The organism is Vibrio sp. 1402, assembly GCF_033340275.1.
The window spans coordinates 99,835-115,816 of the sequence record NZ_JAWOWE010000011.1 but is presented as its reverse complement, the minus strand read 5'-3'; the positions used below and the strand labels follow the sequence as shown (position 1 = coordinate 115,816).

Below are 15,982 nucleotides of genomic sequence, written 5' to 3'. Positions count from 1 at the left end.
CTATGCTCATGGGATTCTCTCGTTTGCCGCCTAGCTGTAGCCCCAACTGTCTTGGGGAATCACAAATTAATATGTCGAAATAGAGCGAGCTTCCGGTGAAGCCACTTGGTAGTCGAAACCACCGAGTAGGGTGGCTAAATTGCTGTTTGCGATGTTGAGATCGGTCAGCAGACGTTGTTGCTCTAATTGCAGAGCCAACTCGTCTGTGGTGGCAGAAATCACATCGTTAAACTGCGCTGTGTTGTTTTGATAACCTCGCTCAACGGCTTGAATGCGCGCTTTCGCTTGAGGCAATAAGGTGGATTGATAACGTTCTAAACGCTGGGTTAAGTTGCCGCGATCAACCAGCAAAGTGTTCACCTTGGCATTCATCTGCGTTAGTAAGGTGTCTTTTTGCGATTGTGCCGCACCAACTTGGTATTGAGCGGCCGCGAGATTGCGATCTTGGCGGTCACCTGTGAACAGTGGAATGTCCATGGTGAGGTAAGCGCTAACCAAATCAGAGGCGGGCTCACCCATCATGTTGTCGGCTTGGCGGTAGGCGTACATTACTTCGACGCCAAATTGCGGGTTGTAGGCTTGCTCAGCAATTTCCACCTGAGTTTTATTGGCAGAAATGCTGACGTCGGCCATCTTAACCATCGGGTGTTGGCTGAGTTGCTGATAATGCTTGGTGGAACCCTGACTCGCAGCAAGTTTGCTGTTCAGTGTGTCCCAATTAAGTTGATTGCTCGCGTGCAGAGCCTGTTCGTTTGCTAACCAATCTGACCCCAACCATTCGGAGAGTTGAGAGATAAGACGACGTTGCATTTGTGCGTTGGCTTGCAGTTTCTCATCCAACTTGCTGACTTGAAGTTGGGCGTTAAGCAGATCTTGCGCTTCACTCTTACCAATCGAATAGTTGGTTTGAATAAAGCTTTCCATCTCCTTCATCAACTTGCGGTTCTCAAGCATGATTTGTTCAGCGCGTTGCTGGTAACCAAGTTCTAGCCAAAGTTGAGTCATGCTGTTGGCTACCTCAAGCTCACGAGCATGCACTTGAAGCCCAAGGCCGTCGGCTTGTTGGTTGGCTTTCTTCTGTTGCAAATCAAGGGTAGAGCCACGCTCAAACTGTTGCATTAAACCAACGGAGATGTTGGTCATTGGGTCTTCATCGAATTTGAAGCTGTCGACAGGCAAGCCACCAAAACCCACTTTCAGTTTTGGGTCCATCAAGGTCGCGCTCGCGACGCCCGTTTCACGCATGGCTGCAGATTGCGCTGAGTATTGCTTACGATTGCCATCGTTACTCAAAGCGACGTTGATCAGTTGGGCAAGCTTGGTCGTCGAAGCTCGCTCACTTGATGCGGAATTTTGTGCTGCGTGCGTCTCTTTACCAGCGGCGTTAACCAAGGTTGGCGCAGCGACCAGAGCCACCATAAAAATAGGTGCAGCTAAGCGGTATGGTTTGATATCCATAATCTAAATCCAGTGTTCGCCGGATCGATGGAGGTGCGGATTTTATTGCGGGAACAGTAAAGCCTTGTTACCTCATCGTTCAGGCGCATTAAAACAACCTGCGATACACGCGCAGGGTCGAATGCTAGGACAGATTTAGGCTATAGGAGGTCGGTATAGGTCGCGGCTGACGTGTACGACTGGGGAAGCAACTTCAGGAGTAATAGTTGCGCGATAGACGACGGGCATTGGGCTATTGATAGGATTCGGTAGGGGGACGAAAACTATCGTACACGCGGCAGTACAGCAGGTATGAACCATGCCGGAGCCTCCACCACAGTTCATGCTGGTTTCTCTTGCATCGCCATCTTCGGACATAGAACCGTCAGTCATGGAGACGTCCATCATGCCAGGCATACCGCAGTGTTCGCTGTCACTCATCATAGAAGGATGGTGAGCCATGCCAGTAGACATCATTTGAATATTCATCAACGGCTCACTGTTCACCACACTAGATACCAATAGTACTAGCGACGTGAAGAGAGTTAACCAGATTGTATGCAGCGATTTTAAGTGCATACCCTTTCCCATGTGTTTGATGAAAATGATGAAAACCCTTCGATTCTAAAGGTTAACCTAAGGGTAAGGTCAATCATTTATTACTCTTATTATCAAAATAGTCCAACCCTTCAGTTTTCGCACTTTTGAGGGAGTAAAACGTTTGTTAAACACCGAGTGTTGAAAGTTAGCGAAAGAAGCCCTCGCTTTTTATGACACGTGAAAAATGTGGTTTATAAGTTTTACATCACACTAACTTGTCTTACAAATGATTATCCTTATAGAATGCATGGTTTTACTTGTGCAGATTTGGATTTGCTTTGCTGCGGGGGTTGCATGATAGAAATTGTCATCGATGGAAAATATAGAATTGTAGAAGAGGGTCTAACCCTTTTAGAAGCAGCAAAAGTGTGTGGGGTCGAGATCCCATCGCTGTGCGGAATGAACAAAAGTAATGAAAAAGTACCGTGTGACTTGTGTGTAGTTGAAGTCGAAAGTGGCGGTACTAAGCGTGCGTGTGAGCTCGAAGTTTACCGCGGCCTTAATGTGGTCACGCAATCAGAACAATTAAGCGAGCACCGCAGAAAAGCACTCAACCGCATCATGACGGACCATTACGCCGATTGTGAAGCGCCATGTAAAACCGCGTGTCCTGCGGGCGTGGATATCCAATCGTACCTTTATCACATCGCACAGAACGACCATCAAAAAGCGATTGAAGTGATTAAGCGTACGCTTCCTATGCCGTTATCGATTGGCCGCGTATGCCCTGCATTTTGTGAGAGCGAATGTCGCCGTTCGCTAGTCGATGAGCCAATCGCAATTCGTCAGCTAAAACGTCATGCCGCGGATGCAGATCTGTCTGCGCATGAAGCCTATGTGCCAGAAAAGAAACCAAGCAAAGGTTTGAAGATTGCCGTCGTCGGCAGTGGTCCTGGTGGTCTCACGGCTGGCTACTATCTATCGAACGAAGGCTACGACGTTACGGTCTTTGAATCCATGCCAAAAGCGGGCGGTTGGTTGCGTTACGGTATTCCTGAATACCGTTTACCAAAAGACATTCTCGATAAAGAAATCGAACTGATGTGCCGTAATGGCATGCAAGTTCACACCAATCAAAAGCTGGGTGTGGATTTAACGCTTTCTCAATTGAGTGAAGAATACGACGCGGTGTGTTTGGCTGTCGGTGCGTCTCAAGCGGTCGAAATGCACTACACAGGCAGTGACCTTGAAGGTTGCTACTTAGGCGTTGATTACCTAAAAGATTACGTTACCGAGCAAAACTATGTAACAGGTCAGAAAGTCGCGGTGATCGGTGGTGGTAACACGGCAATTGACTGTGCTCGTACTGCGCGTCGCGCTGGTGCAGACACCACGTTGATTTATCGTCGTACACGTGACGAAATGCCGGCAGAATACTACGAGATTGTCGAAGCGGAACATGAAGGGGTGAAATTCCACTTCTTGACTAACCCTGCAGAAAACCTTGCCGATGAAACCGGACGTGTGAATGCGATTCGTCTAGAGCGCATGGCGTTGGGTGAGCCGGATGCATCTGGTCGTCGAAGCCCTAAACCAACCGGCGAGTTCTTCACCGAAGAGTTCGACACCGTAATTGCGGCAGTATCGCAAAAGCCAGACCTGAGCTTCCTAGAAGGTGAAGACTTATCTATTCCGCTTACGCGCTGGAACACCTCTGATGCAGATGAAAAGACCATGCACACCGGCACGGGTAACATCTTCAGTATTGGTGATTTCCGCCGTGGTCCAGCAACGGCAGTTGAAGCCGTGGGTGATGGCCGCGTTGCGGCAAAAGCCATTGTTCTGTTTTTGAATGGCGATATGGCCGATATGCCAAAGGCGGCGTTCAACTCGCGCAAAGAGAAGAAACTCTCTCAAGTCGATCCGCTTCACTTCGAGAACATCCAGAAAGTCGCTCGATCTATCATGCCAGAATTGACTCCAGCACAACGCGAGCAAAGCTTCGCTGAAGTGGAGTTGGGCTTTGATAACGAAGAAGCGATGCAGGAAGCCGCGCGCTGTCTAGAATGTGGTTGTCAGGCAAATACCGATTGTGCGCTGCGTGATTACTCCACCGAATATGAAGCCGAGCAAAGCTTTGACTTCTCCTTGCAGATTAAATCGCATCAAGATTGGTTAGATCTCCGTGCGAAAGACTTGCGTCATAAGTACGAAGTTGACCGTAGCTCTGAGTTTATTGAGTTTGATGCTAACCGCTGTATTAGCTGTGGTCAGTGCATCCAAGCGTGTCGCGACAAAGCCGTGCACGGTGTACTGAACTTCGTGTGCGATAAACAAGGTCGTCCGGCATTACGTCCTGACGATCGTCCGCACTTTGGAAGTAACAAGAATGGCTTAACCCTAATGGGTGATTCGAACTGCGTGCAATGTGGCGCGTGTGTTCAAGTGTGTCCAACGGGCGCGATGGTCGATAGTCGTGACCGTTCACAAGGTCGTACTGAAGATCTGAAAGCGGTCGACACCATTTGTACATACTGTGGTGTGGGTTGTAAGTTGACTATGTTCGTGGACGAAACAACCAATACGATTCGTTACGTGAAAGGCGGTGACTCGCCGGTGAACCAAGGCATGCTGTGTGTGAAAGGGCGCTTTGGTTTTGATTTCATTGGCAGTGAAGAGCGTCTTACCACGCCATTGATTCGTAAAGATGGTTGGTTGCAGCCTGCAAGTTGGGAAGAGGCGATTCAACTGATTGCGAGCAAGTTCTCTGGCATCAAGCAAGATTTTGGCAGCAACGCATTAGCGGGTTTCTCTTCAGCGAAAACCACCAACGAAGACAACTACGCGTTCCAAAAATTTGTCCGTCGTGAACTAGGCACTAACAACGTCGACCACTGTGCGCGTTTGTGTCACGCATCGAGTGTAACCGGTCTTGAAGCGTCACTGGGTAGTGGTGCAATGACCAACGACATTCCAAGCATTAAGCACTCTGATGTGATCTTTATTATTGGTTCGGATACCACATCGGCGCACCCGATTATCGCTTCACACATCAAACAAGCCATTCGTCATCACGGCGCTCGTTTGATTGTAGCTGACCCGAAACGTGTCGATATGGCAGAGCATGCTGAGTTGTACATGGCGCACCGTCCGGGTACGGATGTGATGCTCCTGAACGGCGTCATGCAACAGATCATCAAGAACGGTTGGTACGATCAAGAGTACATCGAAGAACGTGTCGACGGCTTTGATACCTTACTGCAAGAGGTGATGTCGCCAGCTTACAACCTCGATAAAGTGGAGTTGGTTACAGGCGTAAAAGCCGAAGACATTCAAGCAATGGCGCGCATGATCGGTACGGCAGATCGTACCGCTGTGTACTACTCGATGGGTATTACTCAGCACACGACAGGTCATGACAACGTGCGTTCTATCGCTAACCTGCAGCTGCTGTGTGGCAACATCGGTATTGAAGGTGGTGGCATTAACCCATTGCGTGGTCAATCTAACGTGCAAGGCGCGTGTGATATGGGCGCTTTGCCAAACAGCTTCCCGGGCTACCAAAAGGTATACAACCCAATTGTGCGTCAGAAGTTTGCGATTGAATGGAACGCGCCAAATCTGCCTTCTGAGCAAGGTCTAACCCTGACAGAAATCATTGATGCGGCTTGCCATCGTGACGTCCGTGGTATGTACATCATGGGTGAGAACCCAGTGTTGAGTGACCCGAACCAAGCGCATGTGATTGAAGGTTTAGAAACGCTCGACTTCTTGGTGGTTCAAGACATCTTCCTAACGGAGACTGCACAATACGCGGATGTGGTTCTGCCTTCTTGCTCGTTTGCAGAGAAAGCGGGTCACTTCACCAATACGGAGCGTCGTGTTCAGCGTGTGAATCCGGTTGTCACGGCACCGGGTGAGGCAAAAGAAGATTGGTGGATTATTCAAGAAATCGCCAATGCCATGGGCAGTGATTGGGATTACCACTGCGTGTCTGATATCACCAATGAAATTGCACGAGTGACGCCTCAATACGCGGGACTTCGTTGGGATGCCATTACGCCAAACGGTGTGCAATGGCCGAGCAACAAGAACAACCCGGCAGGTACTCGCATCATGCACCAAACCCAGTTTACTCGTGGTAAAGGGCAAATGGTGGGCGTACCGTTCCGTTATGCGGCTGAGCTGCCAGATGAAGAGTATCCACTGGTGCTTACTACAGGTCGTGTACTTGAGCAGTTCCACACTGGCACCATGACGCGCAAAACCAAAGGGTTGGATAACCTTGCTGGCCCTCGCGCAATGGTTAGCGTGGAAGACGCAGAAGCACTTGGCATCAGTAATGGTCAGCGTCTGACAGTGTCTACACGTCGCGGCAGCATTGAGATTGATGCCTTTGTGACTAAGCGTATTCAAAAAGGTGTGGTGTTCATTCCATTCCACTTTGTTGAATCGCCGGTGAACCGTTTAACGACAACGGCGACTGACCCGCATGCGAAAATCCCTGAGTTCAAGGTCGCAGCGGTTAAAGTGGAAGTGAGCGAGAAAACAACGCAGACAGAGTCTCTCGAAGATAGTTACCAACACGTTTAAATTCGGTGAGTCGCGTTGTTGTGGTCACTGACAATTTGAGCCTAGTTGATGGGCGGATAATCTAATCTTGATTTCCGCTCTCACTACATTCACTCGGATTGTCTTTTTCTTCAAACTCCTTTTACTTTTCTGTTATCACCGCGCTCCGGTTAGTTTTCCCTTCTTACTTCTTACTGTCTCTATGGCGTATTTTTGTTCAAGCCCATGATGAGAGTGCAATAAAGTTTGTTGTTGAGCTTGTCATAGAATTGACTGTCTCTGACTGTCCTCTGTTATTTGGGCAAGTTCTATAACCTAAACTTTGCTCGCTTCCTATACTGAATTAACGAAGCAAGATTTTTATAACAACAAGAGGAAGCTTGTATGACAAGAACAACCTCATTTGCACTCGTTTTATTACTTATGTGCGCATACTTTGGTTACAACCGTTATTATGTATACCCCCAGCAGTTGGAAACACAGGCGAAGTCCATGCTAATACAAATGGCAAATCGCGAAGAGTGGGTCGATGTGTTTGAGATGATGAATCGCGTAGACGCGCACAAGGGCCATTTGGAACTTGTTGCTGACGTGACATCCTCTGATGGTCAGCGTGCGTACAGTGAAGGTATTATCACGTATACGGATCGCGAAGGCGTTGTCTGTAAACAGGTAGTGTTCAACTTTAAAATAAACTCTTTGAAAAACTACAATATTTCCGATTTACGAGATTGTTCCTACGGCGAGTACTATTAATATTGTCTGAGAGTTGAGCTCGATAGCACAGTGTATGAATACACAAACAAAAAATAGCCCTTCGTTGGGGCTATTTTTGTTTTTAAGGAATGAACGCAATATCGTGGGATTAGTCGAGTGATTTTTTGAAGCGAAATGAAGCGACAATAAGGCCGATAACGGTGAATCCAAGTAACCAAACTGTATCTCGCCATAGCTCCATTAGGTCTGCACCACGCAACACCACACCACGAATAATGCGCATAAAGTGAGTGGCAGGCAGGGCTTCTGATATCCATTGTGCCGCGACGGGCATTCCTTCATAAGGGAACATAAATCCGGACAGAAGAATCGACGGCAAAAGAATAAACACCGTCATTTGCATTGCTTGAAGCTGTGTCGTCGCAATGGTGGATATCACCAGACCTAAGGTTAAACTCGCGGCGATAAACAACAGCGTGCCAAACAATATCTGACTAATGGCGCCGTTTATCGGCACACCAAATATCCAGTGCCCCAAGCCTAAAATGATAAACACCTGTATCAGACCAACAAAGATGTAGGGAATGATCTTCGCCACCATGAGTTCGATGGAGTGGATTGGCGTAGTAATCAGTAACTCTAAATTGCCGCGTTCCCGCTCACGAACAATGGCTGCACTAGTGAACAAGATCATCGTCATAGTCAGAATCACGCCCAATAAACCGGGGACAATGTTCACCGCCGAGCGCCGACTCGGGTTGTAATACAGCGCAACTTCAAAGGTTTTGGTTGGGGCAGGGCGTATCTCAAAATCAAAATCCGTTAACGGCATGGTTTGTAGCGAGAGAATCGCAGAGCTGATCATGGTGTCTGAACCATCCACAATCCACTGTCCAAGTTCTCGACCTTGCACCATACGTTGGGTTAAGTCGCTAGGCAGAATCAAAGCCGCTCGTACCAAGCCGTCTTGAATGGCTTGCTCGGCTTCTGATGCGGTAGCGAAGGTTTCGACCACATCGACCACTTGTGTGACTTTGACGGACTCGGTAATCACGCGCCCGGCAGTACTGCCACTTTGATCGACGACGCCAACGGGAATGTTGCGAATATCGGTATTAATGGCAAAGCCGAACAGCAGGAGCTGAATCAACGGGATCATCACGACCATGCCAAAGGTAATGCGGTCACGTGAAAGCTGACGGATCTCTTTGATCATTACCGCTTTCATACGGGCAATAGATTTCATCATTGGCGACCTTCTCCCGTAACACTGACAAACACATCTTCCAAGCTCGGGCGAGCAATGTTCATCTCGCAGCCCTCAAGCTCTGGAAAGGTTTGGGTTAACCATTCGATCGGTTGTTCGATGTGCTGGTGGATCAAAATGCGTAAGCGAATGCCGAGCTGTGCGGCTGAGCGTACCTCTTCACGCTGAATGACTTTCTCTTTGAGCTCGCGTAAGTTATCCGCTTTGACTTCGACGATGTTAACGCCCATTTGCGCCATGAGTTCTTCTGGCTCACCATCGGCGCGGATTTCCCCGGCTTCCATAATAGCCAGACGATGACAGCGCTCTGCTTCGTCCATGTAGTGCGTTGTGACCAAAATCGTGGTGCCTTGGTCAGAGAGATCAAACAATTGCTCCCAGAAATCGCGTCGGTTCTCTGGGTCAACCGCAGATGTGGGTTCATCGAGAAACAACAGTTCTGGTTTGTGCATGGTCGCTGCGGCGAGAGACAAGCGTTGTTTCTGGCCGCCACTCATTCCGCCGACGCGCTGTTTACGCAACTGGTCGAGACCGTAGGTGGATAGTTGTTCTTCGATGCGAGCTTTTAGGGCCTTGGTTTCCATACCAAAGATTTGTCCAATAAACTCAAGATTCTCTTGAACCGTCAGATCATCATAAAGCGAGAACTTTTGCGTCATGTAGCCAATCTTGAGGCGCAGAAGCTCAGATTGTTTTGGGATCTCTAGCCCGAGTACATCGACATTGCCTTCGCTTGGGCTAAGTAAGCCAGTTAACACACGAATAGTTGTCGATTTGCCACAGCCGTTAGGACCAAGAAAACCATAAATACTGCCTTTGGGCACATTAAGCGTGATGTTGTTGATGGCGGTGAAGTCACCAAACTTCTTCACCACATTTTCAGCTTGAATCACGTATTCGGTCATTGGCTTACTCCACCAAATCCACTTGCGCTGGAATACCCGAAGGCAAGGATTGTGCGGAGTCTTGTAGGTCGACTTCTGCTAGGTACATCAAACGCGAGCGTTCTTCCTCGGTGAGCGCGAAATAAGGCGTGAATGAAGGCTCAGTCGCTACCCAACGAACGGTGCCGCTATATGGTTGCTCAACGCCATCTACATGCACGTTAACCGTTTTACCCGGCACAAAGTTGACTCGATAATTGGCAGGAACATAAACACGGGCGTATGGGACGCGGCTCGCTTGAATTACGGCAACAATGCCATTCACAGGAACGCGTTCACCAAGGTTAAACGGTAGGTTATCTAACAAGCCATCTCGCGTGGCCGTGATGGTGAGTTCTGCCAGCTTTTGTTCTTGCAGTGCTACATCGGCTTTTGCAGCCATGAGTGCGGCTTTCGCTTGTTCAATATCTTCAGGACGAGAGCCAGCGGTCAGTTTGCTGAACTCTTCTTGTGAGGAGTCTAGCTCTGCACGGGCAGAATCTCTGGCTGCTAAAGCGGTGTCTTTTTCTGATTGACTGATGAGTTTCTTGCGAACTAACTCCGCTTTACGTTGGTAGTTCTTTTGCGCTTCAACCAATTGAGCTTCCGCTCTGGCAACGCGTGCTTGCGCTGCTGCAATGTCTTCTGGTCGCTCACCATTGGTCAATTTTAAAAGATAAGCGTCAGCCTTGGCTTGTTCAGCTACGGCGTGAGCTAAAACGGCTTCTTGGTTCTTTGTATCGAGCTGAACCAGCACTTCTCCTTCGGTGACTTGGCTGCCTTCCTTAATGGGTAGGGCACGAATTATCTCGCTAGAGGTGGCAGTGAAGGTTACGCGGTCACGTTCTAATGTGCCAAGGGCTTGCTGTCCGTCATCTTTGGAACAGGCAGTTACAAGAGTCAGGGCTAGGGTGCCAAGAATGATTCGCTTCATCATGCGACGCTTCCTCTAAGAAGGTGAGCTCGAACTCGTATCAAGCTATAGAAGAGTATGGGACTGCATTCAGTGTAACGTGAGTCAGTTTTGTCCGGCTAGGAAGTTAATTCCTTCAATATTCATCAATTGATTAATTATTGAAACTGGCTTTATCCTGCTGAAGCCGTGCTTTACTTGGCTCTTTTAAGTTGATTACATGAATATCATTTAAACAAAAATCTTGCCTTTCATGTAGAGCACGCCGTCGCCAGATACTCTTACTTGTTCGCCAGTAACTTCACAATGCAAAATTCCTCCGCGCTGAGAAGCTTGATAAGCAACCAGTGATGTTTTGCCTAATTCTTCTGCCCAGAATGGTGCTAATCCAGCGTGAATCGAGCCGGTTACTGGGTCTTCGTCACCACCATTTGCAGGCCAAAAGTAACGAGATACAAAGTCTTGTTGATCGCCTTTTGCGGTAACGACCACATCGTAAGGAGCGAGTGTCTTGAGGTGCTCTGAACGGTATTGAACCTCAAGTACCTCCTGTTGGCTGTCGACCACCACGAAATACGCTTGAGGGCTAAGCAGTACGCGTTCCACATCGCAACTTAAGCCTTCAATTAATGCTAGGGGAATCTCAGAAACGGCTTTTGGAGGACGAGCAGGAAACGTCATCTCGATCTTACCTTGCGCATTCTTCTCCACGGTGAGGGTTCCTACTTCCAGAGTATGAAATTCAATCGTGCCATTAATGCCAAGCTCATCAAACAGCACTAACGAAGAGGCCAGTGTGGCGTGTCCACAAAAGTCGATTTCAGTTATAGGAGAGAACCAACGAATCTCATATCGGTTTGCGCCAATGGATTTTAGAAAAGCCGTTTCCGACAAGTTGTTTTCTGTCGCGATATTTTGCATCAATTCTGGGGCTAGCCATTCCTCTAACGGTATCACCGCTGCTGAGTTGCCTTTGAATTGCGTATCGGTGAAGGCGTCCACCACGTTGATATCCAATTCCATTTTCCTTCCTTGTTCCGTGAGCGATTAATTAGCATAAACCAAGTGCAATTAAGAGAGTAAGAAATTTGTGTTAGAATCTTAAAGTGTCAAAATTATAGATTATTTTGTGTTTTTTGATACTTACTGACAAGAATTCGGACTGCTGGGTACTTACACTAGTGTTGAATTCATTGAAAGGAAGAAAAACATGAAAGCGATCTACAAATCAGTTTTGGCATTGAGTGTTTTTGCGGTCGGTTCTGCCCATGCATTTGAACTCGTGAGTAGAGATATTCAAGAAGGCCACCCGATGGCGAAGACATTTGAATACTCTGGTTGGGGATGTGATGGCGGGAATCAATCACCACAATTGATGTGGAAAGAAGCTCCAAAGGGCACAAAAAGTTTTGCGATCACCGTGTATGACCCCGACGCGCCAACAGGCAGTGGTTTTTGGCATTGGATAGCGTTTAATATTCCATCCACCGTTAGCGAACTGCCTCGAGGCATTGATATGAACAAGTTAGGCGGCAAAGAATCTCGTATTGACTACGGCACAACGGGGTTCGGCGGCGCGTGTCCTCCAAAGAATGATGGGATGCATCGTTACCAGTTTACGGTGTGGGCATTGCCAACTGAAGAACTGAAATTGGATGAAAACACGCCACCAGCCATTGTAGGGTTTACTTTGAATAGTGTTGCTTTGGGTAAAGCGACATTAACCACGACTTACACGCGATAATTGAATATAAGGGGAGAGAATGGGTCACCAATATCAGGTTACGCTGTTTCGTGCGGGGCAGCAGCAGAAGCTTCGTAATGTCAGGATTCACTCCCCAAGCCTTATTCAGATTGTTAAGGGGAGTAAACATCTTTTCTGGAAAGATGAAGTACTCGACATCCATCATCCAAATATCATGCTTTGTGAAGCAAATGCATCCCTAAATTTTGAAAATCTTCCTCTACAAGGGCGATTTCTTTCTCGAATGTTCAGTTTTTACTGTGTGCCTAGCGATGAAATGTTGGAGCTAAGCATGAGCAACGCATTAGGAAACTATGTACCCGTTGTTGAGACAGATAAAGCATTGCAAGCGACGTTAAATGCTTTGTTTTCGTTTGAGCGGGAAAGCTTAAGTGAAGCGACACAACGCTATTGGATTATGGGCCTATATCAGCAGCTAGCTGAGAGAGGGTTATTGCATCGGTTATTCTCGAGTTCACATATCTCTTTTAGTCAGAAACTTAGTCGTTACTTATCGCGCTCTCCAGGGGAGGAGCATCCATTAGACATGGTCGCGGGGCACTTTGCTATGAGCCGAGCAACATTGATACGCAAACTGAAACAAGAAGGTACCCAGTATCGTGAAGTATTGGCGGAAGTGCGCTTAAATCACGCACTTTACTTGATGCAAAATGGCTCGTATAACGTTGCTATGCTCGCACAGTTGTGTGGTTATCAGTCAGAGGGGCGTTTTAGCCAACGCTTTAAAAGTAAGTTCGGCCTAACGCCCAGCGAGTATATTAAAACGGTAGTGAGTTAATGTTTTACCGCTTTTGTATTTTTTGTGCTTTTTAGGTTAGCCATAATATTTGGCTTTCATTCGCAATGCTACATTCACCAAAGCAATCAACACAGGCACTTCGATCAGCGGGCCAATGACACCAGCAAAAGCTTGGTCTGAGTTTAGTCCAAACACCGCGATAGAAACCGCAATAGCCAATTCAAAGTTGTTGCCTGTTGCCGTGAAAGCAATCGACGCGTTTTTGTCGTAGTCAATGCCCATTTTCTTACCAACGAAGAAGCTGACAAAGAACATCAACACAAAGTAAATAGCCAGTGGAATTGCTACACGGAATACATCCATTGGCAGTTCAAGAATCATCTCACCTTTTAAGCTGAACATCAGTACGATGGTCGCAAGTAGGGCGATAAGGGTAATTGGTGAAATGCGTGGGATGAACACGTCGTTGTACCATTGCTCACCTTTCGCAGCGACCAGCCATTTACGGCTTAGAAAGCCCGCTAGGAATGGGATACCAAGGTAAATCAGAACGCTTTCCGCGATGTCCATCATCGAGATATCAACCACGAAACCTTCGTAACCAAAGACTGGTGGCAACACAGTGATGAATAACCATGCCATCACACTGTAAGTCACGATTTGGAAAGCGCTGTTTAGTGCAACTAGGGCTGCACCGTATTCTTTGTTACCGCCACCGATATCGTTCCATACCAATACCATGGCAATACAACGAGCAAGACCAATCAGAATGATACCAACCATGTAACCCGGATGATCACCTAGGAAAGTCAATGCAAGGATGAACATCAAAATAGGGCCGACAATCCAGTTCATGACCAAAGACAGCGTGATCGCTTTTTTATCTTTCGTCACTGTGCCTAGCAAGTTGTAGTTCACCTTTGCGAGTGGCGGGTACATCATCAAAATCAAACCAATCGCTAGCGGTACGTTTGTGCTACCAACTGACATTGACTCGTTCCACTCAGCAACTTGAGGGAATACTGCGCCAATACCTACACCGATTGCCATTGCCACAAAAATCCACACCGTTAGGTAACGGTCCAAGAAGCTCATTTTGTCGCTGGCACTATTTAAAACTTGAGTAGTCATAGTGTTCTCTTATTCGTTTATCGTCGAAAGGCGATAGTTAAAGGTATAGTTTATCTCTGCACGCCTGAACAGCGTGCAAAGGGCATTAATCAAATAACTTGGAAAATCCTAGATTGAACTGATCAAACGCGTCGCGTTGAATGCGGTAACACACCTTAGGTGGGTTTGGCTCGGCGCTGATAAAGCCTGCTTGCTTTAGAATACGCAAGTGCTCGGAAACAGTAGATTGCGCAAGACCCAGTTCAGAAACCAAATCACTGTTCAAACAACCGCCCATGGTATCGAGCGTGTGCAGGATATGCAGAATGCGCAAACGTGCTGGATGCGACAAAGCTTTTGCTTGCGCTGCTAGAGTTTGTTCTTTCTCGAGCTGTTGTTGCGTTGTCTGAAAAACGACTTCGCACGTGTCCTTGCACTTATCACTCATTCGCTGGCCTTAATAGTTAATCGTCGAATTGCGATAAAGTGTACGCCTGCTCTGTGGAAGATGCAACAAAACGATGAAAAAATTAATCGTGAAATAACGATGGATAAAAAGTTGAAAAAATATATCTTTTAAAAACAGTGATATAATTAAAAACTAAGTAGGTTACTAAAAGTTAACTAATTGCACTATATTTCTAGGTTACCATAATAAACCACATCCGACGCACAATGGTTACTGCGTCATCTTGTGAACTTATTTAAAGGTAATCCCATGAGCAACGTACTGATCATCAATGCACACGAACCATCACCATATTCAGAAGGTCGTCTAAATGCTTCTCTTGTCGACAAAGCACAGACGCTTCTGCAAGCAAAAGGCCATGAGGTTCGCGTTGTGACAATGCAAGATGAGATCAACGTAGATGAGCAACTCGCACACTTTGAGTGGGCTGATCGCGTGATCATCCAAAGCCCAATCAACTGGATGTCTGTGCCTTGGTCATTCAAAAAATACATGGACGACGTGTTTACTGCGGGTATGGGCGGCGCACTATGTGCATTCGATGGCCGTAGCGCAGAAGAACCAAAGAAAAACTATGGTACAGGCGGCACTCAAACCAACAGCAAATACATGCTGTCACTGACATTCAACGCGCCAGAAGAATCGTTTGATGATGAGAGCGAATACCTATTCCAAGGTAAAGGCGTGGACGATTTGATGCTCCACATGCACGCTAACTTCCGCTTCTTTGGTATGTCAGCACTGCCTACATTTGCTTGTTACGACGTGATGAAGAACGCAGATATCGAAAACGATTTTGTTCGTTTCGAAGCTCACATTAACGAAAACTTCTAATCCTTTTAGAAAGATAGTGCGAACTGAATGATGAATTGAGATGGACTGCTGCATGCGGTCCATTTTTATTTGTTTGCGGCGAGGTGACGTTTTTATTACTCTAAAGCACTAAATGTATCTAGCTTACTTTTCGTTACCTAGATTAGGTGCGTATCTTGAGGTGTATTGTGGAAAGCAGAATCAGTGTAGATAGCAAAGGTCGTAAGTCAGTGGCGAACGTATGTGCGGAGCCATGTGCTATCGAGAAAGGGATGCGTCTAATTGGTGGTAAATGGAAAGGTTCTCTGATTTATCATTTGAAAGACGGCCCAGTTCGTTTCAATGACTTAGCACGCATGCTAGGCGGTGCAAGTAAAAAGATGATCGACCAACGCCTTAAAGAGCTAGAAGCGGAAGGTATGGTGGTGCGCAAAGTGATCAGCGACCGCCCAATTGCCGTAAGCTATGAACTAACAGAGTTCGGCCGTACCGCACTTAAGATTCTTGATGATTTGCGAATTTGGTCTGAAAAGCATCAAATTGAGCTTCGTTAAGACCAAAGTAGTTAATCGCAAACGTTACTCTCTTTTGAAAGCTGATTAACAATACATCGCCGTTTATACCCAAGTAACTTAGATGTGCTTCATTTAAATCGTAATTTGTTTCGTAAAACAACGTACTCTTTCGAGTCAGGCATATCGAGGCTACTTGAGCATA

General features: G+C 47.0%; 14 protein-coding genes. 6 read left to right on the top strand and 8 right to left on the bottom strand.

The genetic code is table 11. From position 1 onward, the window contains the following. Positions 1–66 precede the first annotated feature (66 nt). Together R7044_RS18710 and R7044_RS18705 are read right to left on the bottom strand one after the other, a co-directional pair. Complete coding sequence (locus R7044_RS18710) at positions 67–1,458, bottom strand: TolC family protein (protein WP_045394664.1); 1,392 nt, start codon at positions 1,456–1,458, stop codon at positions 67–69. 135 nt (positions 1,459–1,593) lie between these two features. Continuing rightward, complete coding sequence (locus R7044_RS18705; RefSeq protein ID WP_225455748.1) at positions 1,594–2,016, bottom strand: hypothetical protein; 423 nt, start codon at positions 2,014–2,016, stop codon at positions 1,594–1,596. A gap of 315 nt (positions 2,017–2,331) precedes the next feature. On the opposite strand from R7044_RS18705, the gene fdhF reads away from it, so the two are divergent. Next, complete coding sequence (gene fdhF / locus R7044_RS18700) at positions 2,332–6,570, top strand: formate dehydrogenase subunit alpha (RefSeq protein ID WP_225455747.1); 4,239 nt, start codon at positions 2,332–2,334, stop codon at positions 6,568–6,570. A gap of 363 nt (positions 6,571–6,933) precedes the next feature. After that, positions 6,934–7,305 carry a hypothetical protein gene (locus R7044_RS18695; RefSeq protein ID WP_005375433.1) on the top strand — a complete coding sequence of 124 codons (372 nt, stop codon included), beginning with the start codon at positions 6,934–6,936 and terminating at the stop codon, positions 7,303–7,305. Positions 7,306–7,414: 109 nt separating this feature from the next. Here the strand turns inward: R7044_RS18695 and R7044_RS18690 are convergent, their stop codons facing one another. From R7044_RS18690 to R7044_RS18675, 4 genes are all read right to left on the bottom strand, one after another. Then, the gene (locus R7044_RS18690; RefSeq protein WP_017635233.1) at positions 7,415–8,512 is read right to left on the bottom strand and encodes an ABC transporter permease; all 1,098 of its coding nucleotides are present in this window, start codon (positions 8,510–8,512) and stop codon (positions 7,415–7,417) included. Next, positions 8,512–9,438 (bottom strand): ABC transporter ATP-binding protein, encoded by a 927-nt coding sequence (locus R7044_RS18685; RefSeq protein ID WP_203345636.1) that lies wholly within the window; start codon positions 9,436–9,438, stop codon positions 8,512–8,514. Before R7044_RS18685 ends, R7044_RS18690 begins: the two co-directional genes overlap by 1 nt. A 4-nt stretch (positions 9,439–9,442) precedes the next feature. Beyond that, on the bottom strand, positions 9,443–10,393 hold the full coding sequence (locus R7044_RS18680) for an HlyD family secretion protein (RefSeq protein ID WP_373924835.1): 951 nt from the start codon (positions 10,391–10,393) through the stop codon (positions 9,443–9,445). Between the two features lie 207 nt (positions 10,394–10,600). After that, positions 10,601–11,392, bottom strand: coding sequence for a PhzF family phenazine biosynthesis protein (locus R7044_RS18675; protein ID WP_172563885.1), 792 nt, complete (start codon positions 11,390–11,392; stop codon positions 10,601–10,603). A 187-nt stretch (positions 11,393–11,579) separates the two neighbouring features. Between R7044_RS18675 and R7044_RS18670 the strand changes: the two genes are divergently transcribed. Beyond that, positions 11,580–12,113, top strand: a complete 534-nt coding sequence (locus R7044_RS18670) for a YbhB/YbcL family Raf kinase inhibitor-like protein (protein ID WP_053303787.1) — start codon at positions 11,580–11,582, stop codon at positions 12,111–12,113. 19 nt (positions 12,114–12,132) lie between these two features. Then, positions 12,133–12,912 (top strand): helix-turn-helix domain-containing protein, encoded by a 780-nt coding sequence (locus R7044_RS18665; RefSeq protein WP_225455746.1) that lies wholly within the window; start codon positions 12,133–12,135, stop codon positions 12,910–12,912. Between the two features lie 36 nt (positions 12,913–12,948). Here the strand turns inward: R7044_RS18665 and arsB are convergent, their stop codons facing one another. After that, positions 12,949–14,004, bottom strand: a complete 1,056-nt coding sequence (gene arsB / locus R7044_RS18660; RefSeq protein WP_053303785.1) for an ACR3 family arsenite efflux transporter — start codon at positions 14,002–14,004, stop codon at positions 12,949–12,951. Positions 14,005–14,089: 85 nt separating this feature from the next. Next, on the bottom strand, positions 14,090–14,431 hold the full coding sequence (locus R7044_RS18655) for an ArsR/SmtB family transcription factor (protein ID WP_005375451.1): 342 nt from the start codon (positions 14,429–14,431) through the stop codon (positions 14,090–14,092). 270 nt (positions 14,432–14,701) lie between these two features. On the opposite strand from R7044_RS18655, the gene R7044_RS18650 reads away from it, so the two are divergent. Both R7044_RS18650 and R7044_RS18645 read left to right on the top strand, forming a co-directional pair. Further along, a complete protein-coding gene (locus tag R7044_RS18650; protein WP_158173166.1) occupies positions 14,702–15,286 on the top strand; it encodes an NAD(P)H-dependent oxidoreductase in 585 nt (194 codons plus the stop codon). 167 nt (positions 15,287–15,453) lie between these two features. Then, positions 15,454–15,819, top strand: coding sequence for a winged helix-turn-helix transcriptional regulator (locus tag R7044_RS18645; protein ID WP_005375456.1), 366 nt, complete (start codon positions 15,454–15,456; stop codon positions 15,817–15,819). Positions 15,820–15,982 lie beyond the last annotated feature (163 nt).

Bases quoted from the DNA above. Each gene is read 5' to 3' on its own strand.
- R7044_RS18710 (WP_045394664.1), bottom strand. From the start codon at position 1,458: ATGGATATCAAACCATACCGCTTAGCTGCACCTATTTTTATGGTGGCT.
- R7044_RS18705 (WP_225455748.1), bottom strand. From the start codon at position 2,016: ATGCACTTAAAATCGCTGCATACAATCTGGTTAACTCTCTTCACGTCG.
- fdhF (WP_225455747.1), top strand. From the start codon at position 2,332: ATGATAGAAATTGTCATCGATGGAAAATATAGAATTGTAGAAGAGGGT.
- R7044_RS18695 (WP_005375433.1), top strand. From the start codon at position 6,934: ATGACAAGAACAACCTCATTTGCACTCGTTTTATTACTTATGTGCGCA.
- R7044_RS18690 (WP_017635233.1), bottom strand. From the start codon at position 8,512: ATGAAATCTATTGCCCGTATGAAAGCGGTAATGATCAAAGAGATCCGT.
- R7044_RS18685 (WP_203345636.1), bottom strand. From the start codon at position 9,438: ATGACCGAATACGTGATTCAAGCTGAAAATGTGGTGAAGAAGTTTGGT.
- R7044_RS18680 (WP_373924835.1), bottom strand. From the start codon at position 10,393: ATGATGAAGCGAATCATTCTTGGCACCCTAGCCCTGACTCTTGTAACT.
- R7044_RS18675 (WP_172563885.1), bottom strand. From the start codon at position 11,392: ATGGAATTGGATATCAACGTGGTGGACGCCTTCACCGATACGCAATTC.
- R7044_RS18670 (WP_053303787.1), top strand. From the start codon at position 11,580: ATGAAAGCGATCTACAAATCAGTTTTGGCATTGAGTGTTTTTGCGGTC.
- R7044_RS18665 (WP_225455746.1), top strand. From the start codon at position 12,133: ATGGGTCACCAATATCAGGTTACGCTGTTTCGTGCGGGGCAGCAGCAG.
- arsB (WP_053303785.1), bottom strand. From the start codon at position 14,004: ATGACTACTCAAGTTTTAAATAGTGCCAGCGACAAAATGAGCTTCTTG.
- R7044_RS18655 (WP_005375451.1), bottom strand. From the start codon at position 14,431: ATGAGTGATAAGTGCAAGGACACGTGCGAAGTCGTTTTTCAGACAACG.
- R7044_RS18650 (WP_158173166.1), top strand. From the start codon at position 14,702: ATGAGCAACGTACTGATCATCAATGCACACGAACCATCACCATATTCA.